At 68.9% G+C, this 23,181-nt stretch carries 22 protein-coding genes and 1 pseudogene; 12 read left to right on the forward strand and 11 right to left on the reverse strand.

Going from position 1 to position 23,181, the window contains the following annotated elements; translation table 11 throughout:
- The first annotated feature begins 2 nt into the window (after window positions 1–2).
- Together JOE55_RS10480 and JOE55_RS10485 are read left to right on the forward strand one after the other, a co-directional pair.
- The gene (locus tag JOE55_RS10480) at window positions 3–875 is read left to right on the forward strand and encodes an ABC-2 family transporter permease (RefSeq protein WP_204782861.1); all 873 of its coding nucleotides are present in this window, start codon (window positions 3–5) and stop codon (window positions 873–875) included.
- Window positions 872–2,047 carry a winged helix-turn-helix domain-containing protein gene (locus tag JOE55_RS10485; RefSeq protein WP_204782862.1) on the forward strand — a complete coding sequence of 392 codons (1,176 nt, stop codon included), beginning with the start codon at window positions 872–874 and terminating at the stop codon, window positions 2,045–2,047. The genes JOE55_RS10480 and JOE55_RS10485 overlap by 4 nt, the downstream gene beginning before the upstream one ends.
- A 31-nt stretch (window positions 2,048–2,078) precedes the next feature.
- Here JOE55_RS10485 and JOE55_RS10490 read toward each other — a convergent pair whose 3' ends face one another.
- Window positions 2,079–2,555, reverse strand: coding sequence for a MarR family winged helix-turn-helix transcriptional regulator (locus JOE55_RS10490; protein WP_024290977.1), 477 nt, complete (start codon window positions 2,553–2,555; stop codon window positions 2,079–2,081).
- 102 nt (window positions 2,556–2,657) lie between these two features.
- Between JOE55_RS10490 and JOE55_RS10495 the strand changes: the two genes are divergently transcribed.
- Window positions 2,658–3,920 carry an MFS transporter gene (locus JOE55_RS10495; RefSeq protein WP_204782863.1) on the forward strand — a complete coding sequence of 421 codons (1,263 nt, stop codon included), beginning with the start codon at window positions 2,658–2,660 and terminating at the stop codon, window positions 3,918–3,920.
- A 110-nt stretch (window positions 3,921–4,030) separates the two neighbouring features.
- Here the strand turns inward: JOE55_RS10495 and JOE55_RS10500 are convergent, their stop codons facing one another.
- Both JOE55_RS10500 and tdh read right to left on the reverse strand, forming a co-directional pair.
- Window positions 4,031–5,218 (reverse strand): glycine C-acetyltransferase, encoded by a 1,188-nt coding sequence (locus tag JOE55_RS10500; protein ID WP_204782864.1) that lies wholly within the window; start codon window positions 5,216–5,218, stop codon window positions 4,031–4,033.
- Between the two features lie 56 nt (window positions 5,219–5,274).
- The gene (tdh, locus tag JOE55_RS10505) at window positions 5,275–6,312 is read right to left on the reverse strand and encodes an L-threonine 3-dehydrogenase (RefSeq protein ID WP_204782865.1); all 1,038 of its coding nucleotides are present in this window, start codon (window positions 6,310–6,312) and stop codon (window positions 5,275–5,277) included.
- Between the two features lie 484 nt (window positions 6,313–6,796).
- On the opposite strand from tdh, the gene JOE55_RS10510 reads away from it, so the two are divergent.
- On the forward strand, window positions 6,797–7,363 hold the full coding sequence (locus tag JOE55_RS10510; RefSeq protein WP_204782866.1) for a CAP domain-containing protein: 567 nt from the start codon (window positions 6,797–6,799) through the stop codon (window positions 7,361–7,363).
- 233 nt (window positions 7,364–7,596) lie between these two features.
- The gene (locus JOE55_RS10515) at window positions 7,597–7,866 is read left to right on the forward strand and encodes a DUF3072 domain-containing protein (RefSeq protein ID WP_171004084.1); all 270 of its coding nucleotides are present in this window, start codon (window positions 7,597–7,599) and stop codon (window positions 7,864–7,866) included.
- Between the two features lie 136 nt (window positions 7,867–8,002).
- On the opposite strand, the gene JOE55_RS10520 is transcribed toward JOE55_RS10515, so the two are convergent.
- Genes JOE55_RS10520 through betT form a run of 3 tightly spaced genes read right to left on the reverse strand, consistent with a single transcriptional unit; the run spans window position 8,003 to window position 13,315 of the window.
- Window positions 8,003–9,613, reverse strand: a complete 1,611-nt coding sequence (locus JOE55_RS10520; RefSeq protein ID WP_204782867.1) for a GMC family oxidoreductase — start codon at window positions 9,611–9,613, stop codon at window positions 8,003–8,005.
- Window positions 9,614–9,621: 8 nt separating this feature from the next.
- Window positions 9,622–11,103 (reverse strand): aldehyde dehydrogenase family protein, encoded by a 1,482-nt coding sequence (locus tag JOE55_RS10525; protein ID WP_204782868.1) that lies wholly within the window; start codon window positions 11,101–11,103, stop codon window positions 9,622–9,624.
- Window positions 11,096–13,315, reverse strand: coding sequence for a choline BCCT transporter BetT (gene betT / locus JOE55_RS10530; RefSeq protein WP_204782869.1), 2,220 nt, complete (start codon window positions 13,313–13,315; stop codon window positions 11,096–11,098). Before betT ends, JOE55_RS10525 begins: the two co-directional genes overlap by 8 nt.
- A gap of 299 nt (window positions 13,316–13,614) precedes the next feature.
- On the opposite strand from betT, the gene JOE55_RS10535 reads away from it, so the two are divergent.
- Window positions 13,615–14,127, forward strand: a complete 513-nt coding sequence (locus JOE55_RS10535; RefSeq protein ID WP_204782870.1) for a ferritin — start codon at window positions 13,615–13,617, stop codon at window positions 14,125–14,127.
- A gap of 101 nt (window positions 14,128–14,228) precedes the next feature.
- On the opposite strand, the gene JOE55_RS10540 is transcribed toward JOE55_RS10535, so the two are convergent.
- Window positions 14,229–15,017 (reverse strand): enoyl-CoA hydratase, encoded by a 789-nt coding sequence (locus JOE55_RS10540; RefSeq protein ID WP_204782871.1) that lies wholly within the window; start codon window positions 15,015–15,017, stop codon window positions 14,229–14,231.
- Here JOE55_RS10540 and JOE55_RS13610 point away from each other — a divergent pair.
- The 3 genes and pseudogenes from JOE55_RS13610 to JOE55_RS10550 all read left to right on the forward strand — a co-directional run.
- Window positions 15,016–15,657, forward strand: a pseudogene (locus tag JOE55_RS13610) (Dyp-type peroxidase); the annotation flags it as partial. The gene JOE55_RS10540 and the pseudogene JOE55_RS13610 sit on opposite strands and share 2 nt — an antisense overlap.
- Window positions 15,658–15,728: 71 nt before the next feature.
- Window positions 15,729–15,962 (forward strand): hypothetical protein, encoded by a 234-nt coding sequence (locus JOE55_RS13365; protein WP_338125474.1) that lies wholly within the window; start codon window positions 15,729–15,731, stop codon window positions 15,960–15,962.
- Window positions 15,963–16,031: 69 nt separating this feature from the next.
- Window positions 16,032–17,303 carry a DUF3500 domain-containing protein gene (locus JOE55_RS10550; protein WP_239546614.1) on the forward strand — a complete coding sequence of 424 codons (1,272 nt, stop codon included), beginning with the start codon at window positions 16,032–16,034 and terminating at the stop codon, window positions 17,301–17,303.
- A 105-nt stretch (window positions 17,304–17,408) separates the two neighbouring features.
- Here the strand turns inward: JOE55_RS10550 and JOE55_RS10555 are convergent, their stop codons facing one another.
- Complete coding sequence (locus JOE55_RS10555; protein WP_204782872.1) at window positions 17,409–18,047, reverse strand: HD domain-containing protein; 639 nt, start codon at window positions 18,045–18,047, stop codon at window positions 17,409–17,411.
- A 102-nt stretch (window positions 18,048–18,149) separates the two neighbouring features.
- On the opposite strand from JOE55_RS10555, the gene JOE55_RS10560 reads away from it, so the two are divergent.
- A complete protein-coding gene (locus JOE55_RS10560) occupies window positions 18,150–19,121 on the forward strand; it encodes a GlxA family transcriptional regulator (protein WP_204782873.1) in 972 nt (323 codons plus the stop codon).
- Between the two features lie 43 nt (window positions 19,122–19,164).
- On the opposite strand, the gene JOE55_RS10565 is transcribed toward JOE55_RS10560, so the two are convergent.
- On the reverse strand, window positions 19,165–19,548 hold the full coding sequence (locus JOE55_RS10565) for a hypothetical protein (RefSeq protein ID WP_204782874.1): 384 nt from the start codon (window positions 19,546–19,548) through the stop codon (window positions 19,165–19,167).
- Between the two features lie 116 nt (window positions 19,549–19,664).
- Window positions 19,665–20,120, reverse strand: coding sequence for a hypothetical protein (locus tag JOE55_RS10570; protein ID WP_053447028.1), 456 nt, complete (start codon window positions 20,118–20,120; stop codon window positions 19,665–19,667).
- Window positions 20,121–20,313: 193 nt separating this feature from the next.
- Between JOE55_RS10570 and JOE55_RS10575 the strand changes: the two genes are divergently transcribed.
- A complete protein-coding gene (locus JOE55_RS10575) occupies window positions 20,314–20,895 on the forward strand; it encodes a mismatch-specific DNA-glycosylase (RefSeq protein WP_204782875.1) in 582 nt (193 codons plus the stop codon).
- Window positions 20,896–20,941: 46 nt separating this feature from the next.
- Here JOE55_RS10575 and JOE55_RS10580 read toward each other — a convergent pair whose 3' ends face one another.
- Window positions 20,942–22,252 carry an Nramp family divalent metal transporter gene (locus tag JOE55_RS10580; RefSeq protein WP_204782876.1) on the reverse strand — a complete coding sequence of 437 codons (1,311 nt, stop codon included), beginning with the start codon at window positions 22,250–22,252 and terminating at the stop codon, window positions 20,942–20,944.
- 100 nt (window positions 22,253–22,352) lie between these two features.
- On the opposite strand from JOE55_RS10580, the gene JOE55_RS10585 reads away from it, so the two are divergent.
- Window positions 22,353–23,150, forward strand: coding sequence for an alpha/beta fold hydrolase (locus JOE55_RS10585; RefSeq protein ID WP_204782877.1), 798 nt, complete (start codon window positions 22,353–22,355; stop codon window positions 23,148–23,150).
- The last annotated feature ends 31 nt before the right edge of the window (window positions 23,151–23,181 follow it).

The raw sequence follows: 23,181 nt of genomic DNA on the forward strand, positions 1-23,181 counted from the left end.
CGATGGGCGGATCTCAGCCCGGCCGGCTCAAGGCCATCCTGCTGCTCGTCATCTCCCTGCTGTTTGTGGCGGCCGGTGTCTTCGTCCTGCTCTTCGGTCCCGTGATGCTCGGCCTGGTCGTGATCGCCTTCTTCGGCGGCTGCGCGCTGATCGGGCTGACGCAGCTGCTGGGCACTGATCACCCCGCCACCCCGATCCTCATAGGGGTGGGATCCATCGGCATGGGCCTGGGGTGCCTGGCGATGCTGGCCGGCGGGCTGAGCGGTGGGCCGAGCGACGCGGGGGACTGGGTGATGGTCGCGATCATGCTGGTCGGTGCCCTGTTCTTCGGGGTCGGGGGAGTGCTGCTGATCCTGCTGCCGTTGCTTCGCCGCCGACGTTCGGTTCGACCGCAGGTGCCCTCTCCGGTGCTGCCCCTGGCAGAGGTCGAGGCGCGCCTGGAGGGGCGGCTCGCCCAGCTCGGCGGTGCGGGCGGAGGCTTCGGCGGCGGGGTCGGGGCCGGGATCCCCGGTGCCGTCGGAGGCCGCTCGGGAGGTGCGTTCGGTGCGCAGGTCGGCACCCGCCACCTCACGCACCTGGACGGGGCGCGGGCCCAGCTGCCGGTGGCGCTGGATCAGCAGCTGGTCCAGCACGTGCTGCGGGAGGTCTTCGGTGGTCGAGCCGAGTGGGGATGGGCCCCGGACCGACCGGTCGTGCTCATGACCGGCATGGCCGGTTCGGGTGCGGCAGGGATGAATCCCTGCGTCCTGCAGGTCGTGTGGTCGCAGCACGGCCTCGAAGCCACGGCCCATGCCCGGGAGGGGCTGATCGGGCAGCGCACGTGCGCCAAGACCCTGGAGAAGCTGGAGTCCGCGCTGAACCAGGGGACCCGATGACCGAGCTGACTCCTGCGGCAGCCCGCCGCATCGCCCTGGCCGCCCAGGGCTTCCTGGACCCGCGCCCGGCTCCGGGCGCTGTCACGGCGCGGCACCTGAACCGGGTGATCGATCGCGTGGGCGTGGTCCAGGTGGATTCGGTCAACGTGCTCACCCGCTCCCACTACCTGCCGTTCTTCTCCCGGCTCGGGCCCTATGACCGCGCCCGACTGGACCGCCTGCGCGACCGCTCGCCCCGGCGCCTCGTGGAGTACTGGGCGCACGAGGCCAGCCTGATCCCGCTGCAGACCTGGCCGCTGCTGGCCTTCCGCCGCGACCGCGCTCGTGACGAGGCCTGGGGCGGCATCCGCCGGATCGCCCAAGAGCAGCCCGAGCTCGTGGAGCGGGTGCTCGCCGTGGTGGCATCCCATGGGCCCCTGACCGCCCGGCAGTGCGACGCGCTCGTGGAGCACCAGGTCCCCGGCCGCGGCGACGGCTGGGGCTGGAACTGGTCGGCGGTCAAGACCGCGCTGGAGTTCCTGTTCTGGTCCGGGCAGATCATCAGCAGCGGGCGCAACCAGCAGTTCGAGCGCGCCTACGTCCTGCCCGAGCGGATCCTTCCTCCCGAGCTGCTCGAGCGCTCGCGGCAGATGGACGCTCATGGGGCCCATGTGGAGCTGATCCGCATCGCCGCCCGCGCCCACGGGGTGGCGAGCCTGCGCACCCTGCGCGATCACTTCCGGCTGCGCGCCGACGAGTCCCGCGCCGCCGTCGTCGATCTGGTGGCGGCCGGTGAGCTGGAGGAGGTGACGGTCCGCGGCCTGGGCCCGGCCTACCTGCATGCCGAGGCCCGACGGCCGCGCAGAGCCCATGTGGAGGCTCTGGTCAGCCCGTTCGACTCGCTGGTGTGGCAGCGCGAGCGCACCGAGGCGCTGTTCGGCATGCGCTTCCGCCTGGAGATCTACACGCCCGCAGCTCAGCGGCTGCACGGCTACTACGTCCTGCCGTTCGTCTACGGGGACACGCTGGTCGCCCGCGCGGACCTGAAGGCCGACCGCGCCGCGGATGCCCTGCGCGTGCAGCGCCTGACCTGGGAGCCCGAGGCGCCGGGGGCGGCGCGGGAGGCGCTGGCAGCGCAGCTGCGTTCGATGGCCGACTGGCTCGAGCTCTCGGACGTCGTGGTCTCCGCATAGTTCCAGTCCGCAGGGACCGGGCGGTCGCGGCTCACTCGGGATCGGGGCGCGGCCAGGGCTGGGCGCGGATGGCCTCGACCGATTCGTTGAAGCGGCGCATCAGGCGGGTCAGCTGCTCGACGTCCTCGTCCGCCCACTCGGCCGTCACGGCGGCCACGGAGTCGGTGCGGCCACGGAAGTCCTCGCGGAGCCGGTTCGCGCCCTCGGGGGAGGGGCGGTGCTTGCGGGCCGAGCCGCCGTCGGGGTCCTCGACCCGCTCGATCAGCCCGGACTTCATGGCTGCGGCGACCTGGCGGTGCACCGTGGAGACGTCCAGGTCGAAGGCCTCAGCGAGCTCGCCCACGGACATCGGCCCGGAGGCCTGGAGGCGCGCCAGCAGCACGGCCGCGCTGCGCTCCAGGGTCTCCGGGCGCAGACGCGGGGCCGAGCCCTGCAGGGCATGCCGGGACATCAGCATGTGCTCGTACATCAGCGCCTTCAGCGTCCGGCTGCCGCTCTTCTCGGCCATGCGGTGCCCCTTCTCACGGCGTGCTCTCGACGAGAGTGATTGTATCGTGCAAACTCAGTGCTAGATTTGCATCATACAAACCTCGATCCCAGGAGATGACCCTTGTCCGCCGCCACCGGTGAGATCCCGCGCATCGACCACCCGAGCGCTCAGCCCCTGATCACCCCGGCCTTCGTGCTGGCCTGGCTGGTCAACTTCTCGCAGTACCTCGTCTTCTACCTGCTGGTCACCACCATGGCGCTGTACGCCGTGCGCGAGTTCGCCGCCGACGACGCCGCCAGCGGCTTCGCCTCGAGCTCCTTCGTGGTGGGGGCGACCGTCGCGCGACTGGTCACCGGCTTCATCGTCGATCGGCTGGGGCGCCGTCGCGTGATGCTCGCGGCCCTTGCAGTGACGATCCTGGCCTGCGCTCTCTACCTCCCGACCGCCTCGCTGCCCCTGCTGATCGCGGTGCGCATCCTGCACGGATTCGCCTACGCCTTCGCCTCCACGGCGGTGATGGCCATCGTGCAGTCGGTGATCCCGGCAGCCCGTCGCGCCGAGGGCACCGGCTTCTTCGCCTTGGGCACCACGCTGGCCACGGCCGTGGGGCCGGCGCTGGGGCTCTTCCTGGTCGGCGCGTACAGCTACAGGATGCTGTTCGCCGTCGCGCTGGCGGCCACCGCCATCGGACTGGTGCTGGCGCTGTTCCTGCGCCGTCCTGCCGAGGGCACTGCAGCGCGCACGGACGAGGAGGCCGAGGAGCACGACGAGGCCGTCGCCGCGCGGAAGGCCGAGTTCTCGCTCTCGGAGATCCTGCATCCGGCCGTCGTGCCGATCGGGCTGTTCATGGTGCTGATCGGACTGAGCTATGCCGGGGTGATCACCTACCTGAACGCCTATGCCGTGGAGCGCGATGTCGCCACCGGCGCCGGACTGTTCTTCGTGGCCTACGCCCTGGCCATGCTCGTGATGCGCTTCGTGCTGGGTCGCGTCCAGGACCAGCGCGGGGACAACATCGTCGTGTGGTTCGGCATCGTGTGCTTCGTCCTGGCGCTGGTCGTGCTGTCCGCGGCCCAGCAGGACTGGCAGGTGGTCGTGGCCGGTGCGCTCACCGGCCTGGGCTACGGCACGCTGATGCCGGCCGCCCAGGCCATCGCCGTGAGCGCCGTGCCTGCCGACAAGCTCGGCACCGGGATCTCCACGCTGCTGCTGCTGGCCGATGTGGGGATCGGGCTGGGCCCGGTGCTGCTGGGCGCCATCCTCTCGGCGACCGGCTACGGCCCCATGTACGCGGGGCTGGCGGTCGTGGTGGTCGTGGCCGGCGTCTTCTACCACGCAGTGCACGGCCGGCATCAGGCGGCCCGACGCCGGCAGGTGGCCTGAGCACGACGACGAGATCCCTGTCCCGACAGCGACAGGCGGACCCGACGAGCTCGAGCTCGTCGGGTCCGCCTGTCAATGCGCTCTGGTGCGGGGCGCTGCGCGCGGAGGCCTCAGGCCACGGCGTCGCGCGCGTCGATGAAGGCCTGCACGCAATCCCGGACGTCGCGCTCCGAGTGCGATGCGGACAGCTGCACGCGGATCCGCGCCTTGCCCCGCGGCACGACCGGGAAGCTGAAGGCGATCACGTAGACGCCGGCCTCGAGCATGCGATCGGCGATCTGGGTCGCCTGGCGGGCGCCGTCGTCGCCGGGGAACATGACCGGGCGGATCGGGTGGGTTCCGGGCAGGACGTCGAAGCCGGCCTCGCGCATCAGCGAGTCGAACAGCTCGGTGTTGGCCTGCAGCGTGCGCCGCTTGTCCGCCGAGGACTCGACCAGCTCGAGCGCGGACAGGGAGCCCGCGACGACCGCCGGGGCCACCGAGTTCGAGAACAGGTAGGGGCGCGAGCGCTGCCGCAGCAGGTCCACGATCTCCTGATGGGCGGCCACATAGCCGCCGGATGCTCCGCCCAGGGCCTTGCCGAGCGTGCCGGTGAGGATGTCCACGCGATCCATCACGCCGAACAGCTCGGGGGTGCCGCGCCCGCCGTCGCCGATGAAGCCGACCGCGTGCGAGTCGTCCACGAAGACCAGGGCGCCGAACTCCTCGGCCAGGTCGCAGATCTCATCCAGCGGGGCGTAGGAGCCGTCCATGGAGAAGACGCCGTCGGTCACGATGACCTTCCGGCGCGCATCGGCCGCCGCCTCGAGCTGGGCGCGCAGATCCGCCATGTCCGCGTTCCTGTAGCGGAAGCGCTGGGCCTTCGACAGCCGCACCCCGTCGATGATCGAGGCGTGGTTCAGCTCGTCCGAGATGATCGCGTCCTCGGCGCCGAAGAGCACCTCGAAGACGCCGCCGTTGGCGTCGAAGCACGACGAGTAGAGGATCGTGTCCTCGGTGCCCAGGAACTCGGACAGCTTGTCCTCGAGCTGGATATGCAGGTTCTGCGTGCCGCAGATGAAGCGGACCGAGGCCATGCCGAAGCCCCAGTCGTCCAGGGCGGTCTTGGCGGCGCCGATGATCTGCGGGTCATCGGCCAGGCCCAGGTAGTTGTTGGCGCAGAAGTTCAGCGCCTCGGACTTCAGGGTCGTGATGTGGGCGGACTGCGGGGAGGTCAACTCGCGCTCGTCCTTGTGGAGCCCGGAGTCCCGGATCTCCTGCAGCGTGGCGCTCAGCTCGTCCTTGAGGGTGCCGTACATGGTGATTCCTTCGGGGTCGGTGGTGGGGTGTCGTCGTCGGTGAGGGGCGGGTGCGGTCAGGACCAGTCCAGGATGACCTTGCCGCACTGGCCGGAGCGGGCGGTCTCGAAGGCGTCCTGCCACTGCTCGGCGGGGAAGCGGTGCGTGATGACCTGCGAGACGGCCGAGCGGAAGCGCTCCGAGGTGGCGATCATCTGCGACATCGCATACCAGGTGTCGAACATCTCGCGTCCGTAGATGCCCTTGAGCGTGATCATGTGGGTGATGACCTTGCCCCAGTCCAGGTCGTAGGACTGATGCGGCAGCCCCAGCAGGGCGATGCGGCCGCCGTGGTTCATGTTGCTGATCATGTCCGAGACCGCGGGCCCGGCTCCGGACATCTCCATGCCGATGTCGAAGCCCTCCTTCATGCCGAGCATGTCCTGCGCGTCGGCGAGGGACTGCCGCGTCACGTTGATCGTGACGTCCGCTCCGGCATTGCGGGCGAGCTCCAGGCGGTAGTCGCTGGCATCCGAGACCACCACATAGCGCGCCCCGGCATGACGGGCGATCGCCGCGGCCATCACGCCGATCGGCCCGGCGCCGGTGATCACGACGTCCTCGCCCACCATGGGCCACTGCAGCGCGGTGTGCGTGGCGTTGCCCAGGGGATCGAAGATCGCGCCCAGGTCCGGATCCAGCTGCGGCGGGTGGACCCACACGTTCATGGCCGGCAGGACGACGTAGTCGGCGAAGGCGCCGTCGCGGTTCACGCCCAGGCCCTCGATCGCGATGCACACGTGACGGTGCCCGGCCCGGCAGTTGCGGCAGGTCCCGCACACGATGTGGCCTTCACCCGAGGCTCGATCGCCGACGGCGACGCTCGTGACCTCCGAGCCCACCTCGACGATCTCGCCGTAGAATTCGTGGCCGATGACCAGGGGCGGGTCCACCGTGGAGCGGGCCCAGTCATCCCAGTCGGCCAGGTGCAGATCGGTGCCGCAGATGCCGGCGCGCAGCACGCGGATCTTCACGTCCCAGGCGCCGCAGCCCGGCTCCGGGTGGTCGAGCAGCTCCAGTCCGGGGTCGGCGGACAGCTTGGTGAGTGCGCGCACGGGGCTCGTCTTTCCTCGAACGGTCGGCCGGGTGGGGCCGCGGATCCGCCTCCGCCGGTGCGGTGGCACCGGGTCGTGGTCGCGTCCGATCCGATCAGGGCCAAGACGGCGACGACCGGGTGGAGGGTTCTTCGGAGCCTAGGGGCTGGACGACCTGCGGCGCGGCTCACGCGAGCATCGCGACGCAAGGTTGAGCAGAACCCGTGCGGCAGCGCGGACTGCTCGCGAGGCGGGGTGCGAGCAGCCGAGCTCACCGATTCTGGGGGAACTCCCAGCTTTACGATGACGATCGAGGTGGGCGAGGACATCATCCCTGTCATGGCAGGGATGTGCCGTACTCAGCCACTGTTCAGGTTACAATTCCATCACGGTACAATCACGGTTTGATAACGAATGCGATTTGAGCGGGTCTTGCGTGACCTCCTAGGTTCTCTGGCGGACTCCGGGCAGCACGCCCGCATCGACATCCGCTGAGGAGCACGCCATGAAGAAGAAGACCACTCGCTACGCCGCAGCCGCCGCGCTCGCCTTCGCCGGCACCAGCGCCGCCGTTGCTCCCGCGCAGGCCGCGGTCTCCGTCTCGGGTGCCGAGACCCAGGCTCAGACATCGGCCGGTGAGGCTCCGGCCCCCGAGGCCGCGCCGGCCTCCGATGCATCGTTCTCCGCACAGGTCTCCCAGGAGGTCCTCGCCCAGATGAACGAGCACCGCTCCCAGGCCGGGCTGTCGCCGCTGTCGAGCAATGGGCAGCTCGACGCCATGAGCACCGACTGGTCGGGCCAGCAGGCCGCCGCCGGCGCGCCGTCGCACAACCCGTCGTTCATCGCGCAGACCAGCGCCGCGGGCTCGACCGGCATGGCCGAGAACATCGCCTACAGCGTGGGCTCCCAGGGCTCCGTCGAGGCCACGGCCTCGTACTTCGTGGACTTCTGGATGAACAGCCCCTCGCATGAGGCGAACATCATGAATCCCGAGTTCAACGCCGCCGGCTTCGGTCTGGCGGAGGGCGCCGACGGCAACGTCTACGCCACGCAGAACTTCGGCACCTTCTGATCCGCAGCATCCCGCGCGCACCGCGGCCCCGGCCTCTCCCTGAGGCCGGGGCCGCGGTGCGTCTGCGAGCTGCGGGCCCGATCCTCCGCGGCCCGACCTCGCGGGGCTGACGTCCCGTCGGTGGGCGGTGCCATGATGAGATCAGGCGCACAGGCGCAGGCCCGAGCCCGCGATGCGCGCCGATGTCCCGAACCGGTCGCCCTCGCGGGCGGCCGCAGATCCAGGAGGTTCCCATGTCAGAGAACACGCAGGGCGACGACGAGCTCTACACGCCCGTCACGGACGACACCGAGGGCGGCGCGGAGATGATGGGCGCCACCGGCGACGCCGGCGGCGCCTCGTCCCTGGAGAAGGACCCGGAGGAGTGGGTCAGCGGCGACGAGCCCATGACCGAGTCCCAGAAGTCCTATCTGGACACCCTGGCCAAGCAGGCGGGGGAGTCCGTTCCGACCGATCTGACCAAGGCGCAGGCGTCCGAGCACATCGACCGCCTCAAGGGCTGAGCCGACGCCGCACAGCGCGCAGCGCCTCGAGCCGTCCTCGGACGGCTCGAGGCGCTGCGTCATTCGAGAGCCCCGCAGATCACCGGATCTGCGGGGCTCTCGCCTCAGGCCGGCGGCTGACTCAGCCCATCGGAGCTCAGGAGCCTCGGATGATGTCCGACGCGCGTTCGCCGATCAGCATGGTGGTGATGTTCGGATTCACCGCGACCAGCTGCGGCATGATCGAGCCGTCGACCACGCGCAGTCCCTTCACGCCCTTGACCCGCAGCTGGGGATCCAGCGGGGACAGGTCGTCGTCCAGCGCACCCATGCGGCAGGTGCCGGCCGGGTGGTAGACGGTGTTATGGGTCTTGGAGACGTAGTCGGCGATCTCCTCGTCGGTCTGGGCCTCCTCGCCGGGGAAGAGCTCGCGGCCGCGGTAGGCGTCCATGGCCGACTGGGAGACGATCTCGCGCGCCCTCCGGATCCCGGCCACGGCCACGGCCATGTCGTAGCCCTCCTCGTCCGTGAAGTAGCGTGGATCCACCCTGGGCTTGTCCCGGTAGTCGATCGTGCGCAGCCGCACGGTGCCTCGCGACTTCGCGTGCGTGACGTTCGGAGTCAGGGCGAACGACTCCGGAGAGGTGGGGTAGCCCTGACGGCGGGTGTGCATGTCGAAGGGCACGGAGCCGTAGTGCATCATCAGGTCCGGCAGCTCCAGGCCCTCCTGGGTGGGTGAGAAGATCCCGATCTCCCACCACTGGGTGGTGTCGCGGGTCATGCGCTGCGTGCACTCCCAGGAGATCACCGCCTCCGGGTGATCCTGGAGGTTCGAGCCCACGCCCGGGGAGTCCACGCGCACGTCGATGCCGACCTCCCGCAGATGATCTGCGGGGCCGATGCCCGAGAGCATCAGCAGCTTGGGGGTGTCGATGGCGCCTGCGGAGAGGATGACCTCCTTGCGGGCCCGCATGATCGAAGAGCGGTCGAAGGAATTGTCGATGTACTCGAGGCCCACGGCCCGCTGCTCGTCGTCGAACAGCACCTGCATCACCTGGCGGTTCGTGAGGATCTCCAGGTTGTCGCGCTGCTGGACCGGATGCAGGTACGACACCGACGACGAGGCGCGGCGCCCGTCCGCCTGGCGGTTGACCTGGAAGAAGCTGGCGCCGTTGACCACGGTCTCGAAGTCGTTGAACGTGGCTCGGGGGATCCCCGCCTGCTCGCAGGCCTCGAGCAGGGCTACGCCCACGGGATCGTTCGGGGGCGCGTCCATCAAGTGGACCGGCCCGTCGGTGCCGTGGCGCTGCGAGGTCCTGGAGGTGTTGGTCTCGAGGCGCTTGATCAGCGGGAGCATGGTCTCGGCGCTCCAGCCCTCGGCGCCCATCTGCTCCCACAGGTCCATGTCCTCCGCAGGAGGGTGGAAGGCGATGCAGGAGTTGTGCGACGAGCAGCCTCCCAGCACCTTGGCGCGGGCGTGGCGCATGAACGAGTTGCCGTTCTCCTGCGGCTCGATCGGGTAGTCCCAGTCGAGCCCGGATTCCAGCATCTCCGGCCAGCGGTTGAGCTGCAGGACCATCTCGTGGTCCAGGTCGTGGTCCCCGGCCTCGACCAGGGCCACGGAGACGTCCGGGTCCTCGCTGAGGCGGGCGGCGACGACGGCGCCGGCCGACCCGCCTCCCACGATGATGTAGTCGTATTCGGTGATCAGGTTCTCCGACACGGGCTCTTCGAGCACGCGGTCCTCCTTCTGCTGAGTGCGGGACATGGAAGCGGTCACTTCTGCGGGAACCAGCCGGTCACGGCGGGCTCGGTGTTCTGGTAGATGTGCTTGGCCTCGGTGTACTCCTCCAGGCCCGTGGGGCCGAGCTCGCGGCCCACGCCGGAGGACTTGAAGCCGCCCCACTCCGCCTGCGGCAGGTAGGGGTGGTAGTCGTTGATCCACACCGTGCCGTGGCGCAGACGACGGGACACGCGGTTGGCCGTTCCGGCATCCGAGGTCCACACCGCTCCGGCCAGGCCGTACTCCGTGTGATTGGCGGTCTCGATGGCCTCGTCCTCGGTGGAGAACGTCTCGACCGTGATGACGGGGCCGAAGCCCTCCTCGATCACCGCGGGGTTCTCCCGATCGCACTGGTCCAGCACGGTCGGGGCGTAGAAGTACCCATCCTCATGCTCCTTGCCGCCCCAGTGGCCGCCGACCCGCAGGCGGGCGCCGGCCTCGATGCCGCGCTGGACGTAGTCGGTGACCTTGTCGCGGTGCTCCTTGGAGATCAGCGGGCCGGTCTCGGCCTTCTCGTCGAACGGACCGCCCATGACGATGTCGCCGGCGCGGCGGACGACCTCGTCGACGAAGCGCTCCGCGATCGAGTCCTGCACGATCAGGCGTGTGCCCGCCGAGCAGACGAGCCCGGAGTCCGTGAACGCGGCGTTGAGGGCGTTGTCCACGGCGGCGTCGAAGTCGGCATCGGCGAACACGACATTGGGGTTCTTGCCGCCCAGCTCCAGGGCGACCTTCTTCACGCCGCGGGCCGCCGACTCGGCGACCCTCCGGCCGGTGACGAGGCCTCCGGTGAAGGAGACGAGGTCGATCTCCGGGTGGCTCGACAGCGGGGCACCGACGACTGCGCCGTCGCCGAGGACCAGGTTCGCGACTCCGGCGGGCAGCCCCAGCTCGTCGAGCACATCCACGATCAGGATCGCCGTGTGCGGGGTCAGCTCGGCCGGCTTGAGCACGAAGGTGTTGCCGGCCGCCAGTGCGGGGGCGATCTTCCACGCCGCCTGAAGCAGGGGGAAGTTCCACGGGGTGATCATGCCGCAGACCCCCACGGGCTCGTGGACCACCCGCGAGATGACGGTGTCGTCGCCCGCGTCCACCAGGCGGCCCGGGCTCTGGTCCGCGATCTTTCCGAAGTAGCGGAAGCAGGCCGCGATGTCGTCCATGTCGCCCTCGGCCTCGACCAGGCGCTTGCCGGTGTCGAGGGCCTCGGCACGGGCGAACTCGTCCTTGCGCTCGAGCAGGGCGTCCGAGACGCGGATCAGGAAGTCGCCGCGCTGAGCGGCGGGAGTGTCCACCCAGGTGCGGGCCTCGAACGCCTTGCGGGCGGCGAGGATGGCGCGCTCGACATCCTCACCGGTGGCCTCGGCGACGACGCCGACCTCGGTGCCGTCGGCGGGGCAGGTGATGGTGCGGGTCCCGCCGTCGGAAGAGGGCACCCACTCTCCGTCGATGTACAGGGTCGAGCTGGACTCAGTCATGGCGCTCCTTCTGGGTAGCGGTGTTCACGGTCTCGGCGGAGGAATCTAGCCGAGGGGCGACGGTGGGGATCTGATCGGTGTCGACCCAGGTCTCAGGGGTGGTTCCGACCACCGCGCCTGTGGCGATCCCGCCGCCGTCGCCGCTGAGGTGCAGGTAGGCGATGTGGGCGTCGTAGACATCCAGGACATCAGCGATGACCTGGTCCTTCGTGTATCCCATGATGTCGCGGCCGCGCGATCCGTGGGTCGAGAAGATCTCGATCCGGTAGTAGACATCGCGCACGGTTGACAGGTTCGCAGCGAAGCTCGGCAGCGAGTGGGCCACGGGGTAGGCCTGGTACTTGAAGTCCTCGGCCTCCGGGAAGGAGACCACGAGGTCCACGAAGCAGATGCCGCTGTCGGGGTGCTCGCCGCGGTGGCAGGCCACCGACAGCCCGAGCTCGGAGAGCTCCTCGGCGACCTCTTCCACCGCCGGTGCCGCGGTGTGCTCGACGAATGCCTGCGCATCGGCGGCGGAGGCATAGGACATCCGGTCGTGAAGGCGCTGCCGCCAGGTGACCTGCTGGCCGGTCTCGCGAACTCGGCTGGTGAGCAGGGCGGGCAGAGCTGCCTGCCTCGAGTCGAGGTTGATCTGCTCCGTGCGCAGCATCTTCCAGAGCCCCGCCATCACGATCCAGACGATCAGCGACAGCGGCAGTCCCACGACCACTGTGGCTGCCTGCAGCGTGTAGACGCCGTCGATGAACAGCATGACCAGCGTCAGCACGCCGGTGATGACCGCCCAGACGATGCGCAGCCACGGAGGGCCGTCGGAGTCCGTGTCCGTCGTCTTGGAGGACATGTTCGCCAGGACGAGAGATCCTGAGTCGGCGGAGGTCACATAGAAGAACAGCCCGGTCAGCAGCGCCAGCGGAATCGTGAAGAAGGCCCCGGGGTGCTGCTCGAGCAGGTTGAAGAATCCGGATTCGGGCAGGGTCATCGTCAAGTCGAGGAAGTCCTGATCCTCGGCATTCATCAAGGTGGCGTTGCCGAAGATCGAGACCCACAGCAGGATGAATGCGAAGGGGATGAGCAGCACGCCGAAGACGAACTGCCGCAGGGTCCGGCCGCGGGAGATGCGGGCCAGGAAGAGGCTGACGAACGGCATCCAGGCGATCCACCAGGCCCAGAAGAACAGGGTCCAGTCCGCCATCCACTGATCGGCGGGGTAGGCGGCTGTCCCGTCGGTGTAGGCGAACGTGTTCATCAGCATTCCCGGGAAGCGGGAGAAGAAGTCGCCGATGTTCTGCACCAGGGCGTTGAGCAGCTCATGCGTGCGGCCCGTGAAGAGGATCCACAGCATCAGGGTGACTGCCAGCAGAACGTTCAGCTCGGAGAGGCGACGAATCCCCTTGTCCACGCCGGAGACCGTGGAGGCGACGGTGATGACCACGGCGACGGCCATGAGAGCGACCTGCACGCCCACGGTCGTCGGGACGCCGAAGATCGCCGCGAGCCCATAGTTCAGGAAGACCACGCCGATGCCCAGCGACACCGAGATGCCGAAGATCGTGCCGATCACGGCGCCGATCTCTGCGGCGTGGCCGACACCGCCGTGGATGCGCTTGCCGAAGATGGGTGCCAGAGCCGAGCGGATGCTCAGCGGGAGGTGATAGCGATAGGACACGAGGCCGACGACCATGCCCATCAGCGCGTAGAGCGCCCAGCCGGGAATGCCGTACTGGAAGATCGTCCACAGCGGAGCCATCCTGGCGGCTTCATCGGACATCGGCGCGACATCCGGGGGAGTGAGGAGATTCGTGGCCGGTCCGGAGATCCCGAAGAACATGAGATCCACGCCGATGCCGGCAGCGAAGAGCATCGCCGTCCACGTGAAGAGGTTGTACTTGGGCCTGGAGTGGTCCGGGCCCATCCTCGTCTGCCCCACGCGCGAGAGCGCGACCACGATGACGAAGACCACGACGACCGTGACGGTCAGCACGTAGTACCAGCCGAAGTTCTCGGCGATCCAGGCCATCGACCCGAAGATTGCGGTCTCGGCTGCCGAGGGCCAGATGGCGGCCCAGGCCACGAAGGCGACGATGATGGCGGAGGCCCCGATGAAGACGGGCCAGTTGACGGCGGAGTGACGGGGACTGTCCTGTTCGACGGCCTTGCGTCTGAATGCGTCGTCGGCGGTGTCGTGCGGCGGCGGTGCGGTGGAGCCTGCCATGAGAGTTCCTTCCTGGAGGACGAGTGCTTTCAGGCGTGCAGACGGCTGCTCACCTCCGGACACGGTGCGCCGGGGGAATCAGCCGCCCCATTCACCATAGGGAGCCTCGATGCGGAACTCACTTCGACGAGCCGGGAGCCTGACGCTTGGTGCGACGCCGGTGCGCATCCTCGAGAACATGGGAATAGGGATGCCTCACTGAGCTGAGGCTCACCACGGGAAGCTGAGCCTCAGCTCAGCAATGCGTTTCACAGCGCATGATCTAGCTTTCTGAAGCCACCTCTCCTATAGTCCTTATTATGAAGATTTCACAGCAGATGGAAGCCAAGTTCAACGATCAGATCACTCTCGAGTTCGAGGCCTCGCTGGTCTACCGCCAGCTGGCTGTCGAGGCCGAGCGCATGGACCTCGTGGGCATGGCCGCGTGGTTCCGCCACCAGGCCGATGAGGAGATCGTCCACGCCAACAAGTTCATCGACCATGTCGATGCCCGTGACGGCCACGTCCAGATCGGCAGCCTGAACGCCCCGGCGCAGTTCGCCGACCCGTCCGCTCTGGATCTCTTCGAGGCCGCCTTCAAGCACGAGCAGAAGGTCTCGGAGGCCATCCAGAACCTCTACCGCGCTGCTGAGGAGGCCGGCGACTTCGATTCCCGCCCCATCCTCAACTGGTTCACCTCGGAGCAGATCGAGGAGGAGTCGACGGTCGACGAGATCATCGGCCGCATCCGCCTCGTCGGCGACGACGGCTCGGGCCTGCTGCGCATGGACTCCGAGCTGGGTGCCCGCCCGGCCACGACCACCGAGGCCTGATCCGAAGCATCGCTTCGCCGGTCGCGGCATGATGAAGCCCGCCGCCCCTGTCGGGGACGGCGGGCTTCGTCGTTCTCCGACCGCTGGGCGAGCGCCGCAGCTCAGCGGTGCTTGAACTCCGGGTCGCGCTTCTCGATGAACGCGGCCATGCCCTCCTTCTGGTCCTCCGTGGCGAACAGGCCGTGGAACAGCCTCCGCTCGGCGACCAGCCCCTGTGACAGCGGGGTCTCCAGGGCTGTGTGCACCGCCTCCTTGGCGGCCATGGTCGCGATCAGCGACTTCGAGGCGATGGTCTGCGCGATCTCCAGGGAGTTGTCCTGGAACTCGTCGGCGGGGATCACGCGCGAGACGAGCCCGGCGCGCTCCGCTTCCTGCGCATCCATCTGGCGCCCGGTGAGGACCATGTCCATGGCCTTGGGGCGCCCGATCGCCCGCGTCAGGCGCTGCGACCCGCCCATGCCGGGCAGCACGCCCAGGTTGATCTCCGGCTGGCCGAACCTGGCGGTCTCGGAGGCGATCAGCAGATCGCAGAGCATGGCCAGCTCGCAGCCGCCGCCCAAGGCGTAGCCGCTCACGGCGGCGATGGTGGGGGTGCGGATCTCGGCCAGGCCCTGCCAGCCGGCGAACCAGTCGGTGGCGAACATCTCGGCGAAGCCGCGATCGGCCATCTCCTTGATGTCGGCTCCCGCGGCGAAGGCCTTGTCCGAGCCGGTCAGCAGGATCGCGCCGATCCCGTGGTCGGCATCGAAGGCTCGGGCGGCGTGCAGGACGTCGGCCAGTACCTGCGAATTCAGGGCGTTCAGGGCCTTGGGGCGGTTCAGGGTGATGATCCCGACCCGCCCGCGGGTCTCGACGAGGATGGTGTCGTAGGTCTGCTCGGTCTCGGTCATGGAGCGAGTCTACGAGTCGTGCCGTCTGTGCGTGGGCCGGGTCACACGCGAGCACCCCGCGATAGGTTTGTCCTCAGACCCGGCGCAGACCCCGCGGTGGCCCCCATGCCGCTGCAGCACATCGTCGCCCCGCTCGGTCTCCTTCCGTCGTCCCGACGACAGCCTGCAAGCCGTGGCCGGCATCGGCCCCCGGCTGTGGGATCGGCTCTGGGATCTTCCCCGCACCAAGGGCCTGCATCCGTTCCAGGAGATCCAGGGCGCGCGCCACCGGGCGCCGTCCACGCCGGGCGATCTGCTCCTGCATCTGCGGGCCAAGAACATGGACGTGTGCTGCGAGCTCGCGAGCATGGTGAGGGATCGGCTGCGCGGTCACGCCGAGGTGGTCGACGAGACCCACGGCTTCAAGTTCTTCGACGAGCGCGACCTGCTCGGCTACGTCGACGGCTCCGAGAATCCGGAGGGCCAGACGGCCCAGGACTGGGTGAGCATCGACTCCGCCGATGATCCGGACTACGCGGGGGCCGGCTACGTCATCGTGCAGAAGTACCTCCACGACATGCAGGCGTGGAACGCGCTGAGCGTCGAGCAGCAGGACGATGCGATCGGGCGCACCAAGGCCGAGGACATCGAGCTGCCCGAGGAGCGCAAGCCCCAGGACTCCCACGTGCACCTGAACTCGATCACGGACGACGACGCCGCGATCTCAAGATCGTGCGCGACAACCGCCCGTTCGGCTCGATCGGCGACGATGAGCACGGCACCTACTTCATCGGCTACTCCAGGGACCCGGCGATCATCGAGCGCATGCTGCGCAACATGTTCGTGGGGGAGCCGGAGGGCACCACGGACCGCATCCTGGACTTCTCCACGGCCACCATCGGCTCGCTGTTCTTCGTGCCCACCGCTGCATTCCTGGACGACGATCACCCGGCCGCCGCTCGCTGACCCGCAGCCACAGACCCGGCACAGCTTCGGGCGGTCCTCGGCATAGCGAGCCCGCTCAGACTCGGGGGCATGAACAGCACCGACAACAGCGCAGCCCAGACCATCACCACCGCCGACCACTCCAACGGGCCCGCCTCTCGCTGGAGCCGCCTGAGGGTGGGAGCCGCCGGGATCAGCGTCGCCGCCCTGCTGGCCACGACCGCCTGCGGCACCGTCGGCCAGGCCTCGGACACGTCCTCCGACAGCGCTGCGAACAGCGTCTCGACCGCGGCGGAGGCCAGCGCCGATCCGACCTCGACAGAGGAGACCGCGACCGATTCGTCGTCCGCCGACAGCTCCGCCGAGGTCCAGCTCCTGGCTCAGGCCTCCGCGGACACCCTGGACGAGGATCAGCTGGCCGAGCTGAACCAGGACTACAGCTACGCCAATGCGACCAACTGGTCGAACTTCCCCCAGCAGCTGCTCCAGAACGGCATGGGCGGCGGCCCCGGCGGGGACTCGGCCTCGTCGTCGGGTCGGGTGGGACTGCAGATCTCGACCCTGGACGACGAGCAGCGAGCGGCTCTGGAGGAGCTGATGGCCGCCGCGCTCGGAGGGGAGGACGACGAGGGCTACGACGAGGTCATGTCCATCCTGGCCGCCGACGACTATCTGGCTGAGAACTACGGAGGCACGGACTACGGCTCGGAGAACTACTACATGGCCTTCCTGGGCGAGGTCACCGACAGCGGCACCTGGGAGCTGCAGTTCGGCGGGCACCACCTCGCGGTGTCCAACACCTACACCGACGGTGAGCTGGTCAGTGCGACCCCGTCCTTCCGCGGCACGGAGCCCACGGGAGAGTTCACGTTCGACGGCGAGACCTACGACCCGCTGTCCCAGGAGACGGACGCGCTCTCCGCGCTGGCGGAGTCCCTGACCGAGGAGCAGTTGGCCGAGGCCGCCACCGATCAGTCCGACCTGCTGCTCGGCCCGGGCCAGGACGGCGAGTTCCCCGAGGAGGAGGGCGTGAAGGTCTCGGAGCTGTCCGAGGAGCAGCAGCAGCTAGTGCTCGAGGCGATCGCGACCTACGTCGACGACCTGCCGGAGGACGAGGCGGCCGAGTACATGGAGAAGTACGAGTCGCAGCTCGAAGACACCTACGTCCTGTTCTCGGGGAGCACCGACTTCTCTCAGGCCGGCGACTACATCCGCATCGACGGCCCCAGCGTGTGGATCGAGCTCGCCATGCAGAACGGCGTGGCCACCTCCGAGCCGCACATCCATTCGGTGTGGCGAGATTCCGAGACCGACTACGCCGGGCTCACCGAGGAGTCCTCGAGCGCCGACTCCACGGAGTGAGCATCCCGACCGGCTCAATCGGTCGACGGTGACCTACGACGACGGATCCCCGGCGCGTTGCTGCGCCGGGGATCCGTCGTCATGCGGTTCAGGTGAAGCGAGCGATCACTCGGGCCAGTCGGAGCCGCGGATCTCGTCGACGAAGTTGCCGCGCTCGAAGCCCGGCATCTGATCGGCCAGGACATCGGCCTTCACGTTGCCGAACGTGGTCTGCGGGCGGTGGAACAAGCCCTGCGCGAAGGACTCGATGATGCCCTCCTTGAAGCGCGGGCGGGGGTGCACGGAGGTGATCTCCTCGCGCTGGGCGTCGGTGAGCTCGTGGTAGTCCACGCCCATCACGTCGAGCTCCACGCCGCGGGTCACCAGCTCGACGAGCGGGGACATGTGCAGCGGGACCATGGGGGTCGTGTGCAGCGCGATCGAGGCCCAGGCCTCCTCGGCGTCGTGCTGGCTGTAGCCGTGGCCGGTGAGGAAGTCCCGCACGACGTTCGCGGCGTCGATCTCGAAGCGCATGTCGTCGGAGCGGTACTTCTCGGTCAGCCCGAGATCGTGGAACATCGCGGAGATGTAGAGCAGCTCGTCGTCGAATCCGCGGCCCAGGGCGTGCCCGCGCAGGGAGCCGAAGACGAACACGCGACGGCTGTGGTGATACAGCAGATCGGACTCGACGTCGCGGACCAGCTCAGTGGCCTCCCGGGCGACGGCGCTGTCGGGAATGGTGATGCCGGCGATGATCTCGGGCATGGGATCCATCCTTTCGGTGCGGTGAAGATGCTGATATCCACCCTGGTCCGCCGCATAGGATCGGGCCATGTTCCATCAGCCTGTATCCCCTCGGAATCGGACATGACCGCCGACGGTGCGCCTCCGATGCGCCGCGTGGACATCGTGGTGTTCGACGGCATGACCCTGCTGGATGCCACAGGTCCGCTGGAGGTCCTGCGCGTCGCCGATCCGTCCGGGGAGCTGTACTGCACGCGTCTGGTCTCCGCCGCCGGCGGCCGGGTGCGCTCGTCGGCGGGGCTCGAGGTTCTCACGGAGTCGCCCAGCGCAGAAGGCGCTGCGGACACGGTGATCGTCGTCGGCGGGGACCGGCTGGTCGCCGAGCCGATCGAGGACGAGCTGCTGCAGCTGGCGGGGGACCTGTCTCAGAGCGCCCGCCGGGTGGCGTCGGTCTGCACGGGAGCGTTCGTGCTGGCCCGGCTCGGACTGCTCGACGGACGCCGCGTGACCACTCATTGGCGCCATGCGCAGGCGCTGGCGGACCGGTTCCCCCTGCTCGACGTCCAGCCCGACGTCATCCACGTGCGTGATGGACGCATCGCGACCTCGGCGGGCATCTCCGCGGGACTGGACCTCACCCTGGCTCTGGTCGAGGAGGATCTGGGGGCGGCTGCGGCGCGTGAGGCCGCCCGCGAGCTCGTGGTGTTCATGCAGCGCTCGGGCGGACAGGCGCAGTTCTCCTCCGCCCTGCGACAGGCGACCGTGGGCGATGCGGGGCTCCAGACGGTGATGGGCGAGGTGCTCGAGCATCCGGAGCGCAGTCACTCCGTGGCGTCCATGGCCGAGCGCCTGGGGGTGAGCTCTCGGCAGCTGCACCGGCTGGTGAGGGCGCAGACAGGCTTGTCGCCCATGCAGTGGCTCGAGGCCGCGCGGGTCGACGCCGCCCGCGAGATCATCCACAGCGACATGCCGCTGACGTCAGTGGCCAGGCGAGCTGGATTCGGGTCGGACGAGACGATGCGCCGCGCCTTCCTGCGGCAGCTCGGGGTGACGCCGAGCGGCTTCCGCGAGCGCTTCACCAGCACGGGCCCCTAGGCGTGGGGTGAGCAGGGGCGGCTGGTCCCCGGCGCCGCCTGCTTCAGCCGGTCGGCAGGCCCAGCGCTCGCAGCGTCTCCAGGACGTTCTCGCGGTCGCCGACGACGAACCTGCGGGTGGTGTCGTCCTGCAGCTCGATCTCCAGGCCCTTGAGCGCCTGCTGGGAGAAGGTGCGCACGACGCGGATCGTCTCAGCGGGAGCCCACCACTGCCCGCCGGGAAGGTTCATGGAGTGCGGTTCGAAGCTCACGCCGTTCGGCCAGATCAGCAGGTGGCCTCCTTCGGCCAGGTACCCGAATCCGCCGGTGATCAGCTGGACCGGGTTCCAGGCCAGCACCTTGCCGAGGCCATCGGTCTCATCGGCAGGGCGCAGGTGGTTGGCACTGAGCCTCAGCAGCGGCTGCGGCGGATTCGGAGGAGCAGTCATGGACAGCAGGGTAGGGGAGGGCTCGGCCGGATGCGGGGCCCAGGGCCGGAGACGACGAGACCCGCACCGCCCTGAGGGGGACGGCGCGGGTCTCGTGCGCTGAGGACGTCAGCCGATCACTGCACTGGCACGACGGGTGCGTCCTCCTCGCCGGGCAGCGGAGCCGTGGCGGTGAAGCCGGGCAGCTGGACGGAGTCGGTGACCTCCTGGCCGTCCTCCACGTAGTTCGCACCCACGAAGTACGAGCCCGGAGACATGTACAGCGGCACCTCGGCCTGGCCGTTCTCATCCAGCGGCACCAGCGGACCCGTGGGCACCCCGTGGAAGGTGATCTGGACGTAGTCCTGCACGGTCGGATCGGCCTGCGGGAAGGTCACGACCGCAGCCAGATCCTGGCGGTAGTCGCCGTTGGTGGTCGGCTGGCCGTCAGCGGTGATGACTCCGGTGCCGGTCTGCTCGGCGGCGGGGGCGGACTCCTGGGCCGGGGCGGCGTTGGCTGCCGCGGCCGAGCCGGCCACTGCCGCAGCGGCCAGCATGGGGACGGCCAGGGTTCGGCGGATGCTCTTGCGCATATCTCACACCTCCGTGCGATCAGGCGGCCCCACTTCTTCCAGTGCTTCCTCGGGACCGCCGGGGGAGTCCCCACCATAGGGAGACGAACCTGAATGTCTGGGCCCTCAACCTGGGAATCCGATCACCTTCCGATAACAATCAGGTGCTTGCAGCCGCATAATCCGCGCCCTTTCGAGGTCATAGCCTGGGGCCATGGGATTCACACGGGTGCAGCTGGAGGAGCACTACGGACGGGAGGTCCCGGACCTGCTGCCCGACCCTCTGCGGCTGCTGTTCGTGGGCATCAATCCGAGCCTGCGCTCCGCGGCCACCGGCGCGCACTTCAGCGGCCCGGGCAATCGCTTCTATCCGGCGCTGCATCGCGCGGGGATCACCCGGCACCTCATCGAAGCGTCCGACGGATTCAGCGACGACGACCTGGCGGAGCTGACCTCGCGCGGGATCGGCATCACGAACCTCTGGCCGCTGGCCACGGCTCGCGCCGATGAGCTGACCCGCGAGCAGCTGCGCACAGGGCAGGACCGGCTGGCCGCGACCGTCGCAGGGCACCGCCCGGCCGTCGTGGCCGTCGTCGGGATCACCGCCTACCGAGTCGCCTTCGGGCAGCCCAAGGCGGACACAGGTGAGCAGGACAGCCCCTGGGAAGTGACGCGGCTGTTCGTCGCGCCCAATCCGAGCGGATTGAACGCCCATTCGTCGTTGGAGGATCTGGCAAGGGCCTACGGCGAGATCGCCAGGGCTGCGGGAATCGACCTGCAGCCCGCGGACGACTGACGATACGGGCGCTGTCCGGCGCTCGTCACCGGGCCGAGCGGGGCGCTCAGGCCAGCAGTCCGCCGACGGACTCCACGACCTGCATGGCGGCCAGGAAGCCGAAGAGCAGGAAGCACGCCGAGAGCAGGACGTTGGCCGGTGCGCGATTGCGCAGCGTCTCGTGGATCCCACGGCGGTTGAGCAGCACCAGAAGGGCGATGGCCAGCACCGGCAGGATGAAGGCGCTGATCGCCGCGTAGATGAGCACGAGCGTCACCGGCCGGCCGGTGCCCATGATGGCCAGGGCGCAGATCGTCAGGTAGATCAGGGCGATGCGGAACTCGGGCGCCTTGGAGGACATGTCCAGCCCCGGGGCGTCCTGATGGGGGTAGCGGCGCAGCACGCGCAGGCAGTCGGCGGTCACGTAGGCGATGCCCGAGAAGCCGCCGAGCACGCTCGTGTAGACCACCGCCAGGAAGCTGAGCAGGAAGACGAGACGCACGAAGCCGCCCAGGGAGGCCCCGAGTGAGTCCGCCATGGCGAACATGGCGCCGTTGTCCGAGATGGTGAAGCCCTGGCCGTAGAGCAGGAACGCCCCGACCATCGTCATGGCCACCGCGAACACGAAGACCACGCCGTAGCTGATGAGCAGATCCGTGCGGATCGTGGCCTTCCACTGCACGCCGCGCCAGGCCTTCTCCCGGATCCAGAACGAGTAGGCAAGGATCCCGGTGGCTCCGCCCACGCCGCCGATCAGCGACAGGACGGTGATCAGGGACCCGCCGGGCATGACGGGCACGAGGGTCTGCGTGGCGATCTCCTGAGCCTCCTGACCCTGGGCCGTGGTGATCGCCAGAGCGACGATGCCGAAGAACATCAGGATGCCGAAGCCCATCATGACCTTCTCGACGAACCCGTAGCGCCCGACCCACAGCATGACCATGGCCGAGGCCAGCACGACGATCGCGGTGGGCCAGAACGGCAGCCCGGGGATGAGGCTCTGCAGGATCATGGCGCACACCGAAACCACGCTGGCGCCGAAGAACAGCCCCACGAGCAGCTCGGCCACGAGGAACACCACTGGGAAGAGGCGCCCGCCGGCGGTGGACATGTGCGACATCAGCGAGCGGTCGCCGCTCATCTGCACGCGGGCCACGGCCTCCGAGAGCACGAACTTGAGCAGGATGCCGACCGTGAACACCCAGATCAGGGCCAGCCCGTGCTCGGCGCCCGAGTTCAGTGTGGTGATCATGTCCGAGGCGCCGACACTCGACAGCGCCAGGACGATCCCCGGCCCGATCAGGCGCAGCCTCCCTCGGGTGGTGCGGGGAGCCTGCAGGGGCTCATGCGGTGCGGCGGCTGAGGGCGGGATGGTCATGGCGCTGTCCTGGGCATCGGCGTCGAGGGCCTTCTCACCCTAGGGGTCCGTGGCCTCGTGCACCGTTCGGGTGTCGTCACCCGCGGCTATCGTCGATCCCATGTCCGCACTGTCTGAAGCCGCCGAGTCCGTCACGATCTCCACCGTGGGCGATGGCCCCGTCGTCGTCGCGTTCCTGCACGGGCTGATGGGGCGCGGCAAGAACTTCACGCGCTTCGCCAAGGACCTCTCGGCCCAGTGCACGAGCCTGCTGGTGGACCTGCCGAACCACGGGACCTCGGGGTGGACCGAGGAGTTCTCCTACGAGGACATGGCGGACACGGTCGCAGAGGCCCTGCGTGCCAAGGCCGGCGACCGGAAGATCATGCTCGTGGGCCACTCCATGGGCGGCAAGGTCGCCATGCTGATCGCCCTGCGCCACCCGGAGCTGATCGAGCGGCTCATGGTCGTGGACATCTCGCCGGGGCGCTCCTGGGAGGACGGCGGCGTGTTCCCGCACCTGCTGGGCAGCCTGCGGGAGCTGGACCTGGCGAACGTGAAGAACCGCGGCGACGCCGATGCCAAGCTGGCTGAGGCCATCCCCAAGGACTCGGTGCGCCTCTTCCTGCTGCAGAATCTGCGCTACTCGGACGGCGCCTGGGGGTGGCAGCCGAACCTCGAGCTGCTGTATCAGTCCCTGGAGGAGATCGGCGGCTTCCCCGTCACGAACCAGAGCTTCGACGGCCCCGTGCTGTGGGTGGCCGGCTCGGAGTCCGGCTACGTCAGCGAGGCCCAGCTGCCGCTGATGTCCCAGCTCTTCCCGCGCGTCGAGCTGCGCACGGTCCAGGGCGCGGGCCACTGGGTGCATTCGGAGAAGCCGGAGGAGTTCGAGCACCTGCTGCACGAGCTGATCGACTGAGCAGGGTCCGCACCCGGCGCTGCGCGTAGGC

The organism is Kocuria palustris, from assembly GCF_016907795.1.
Taxonomy (GTDB): Bacteria; Actinomycetota; Actinomycetes; order Actinomycetales; family Micrococcaceae; genus Kocuria; species Kocuria palustris.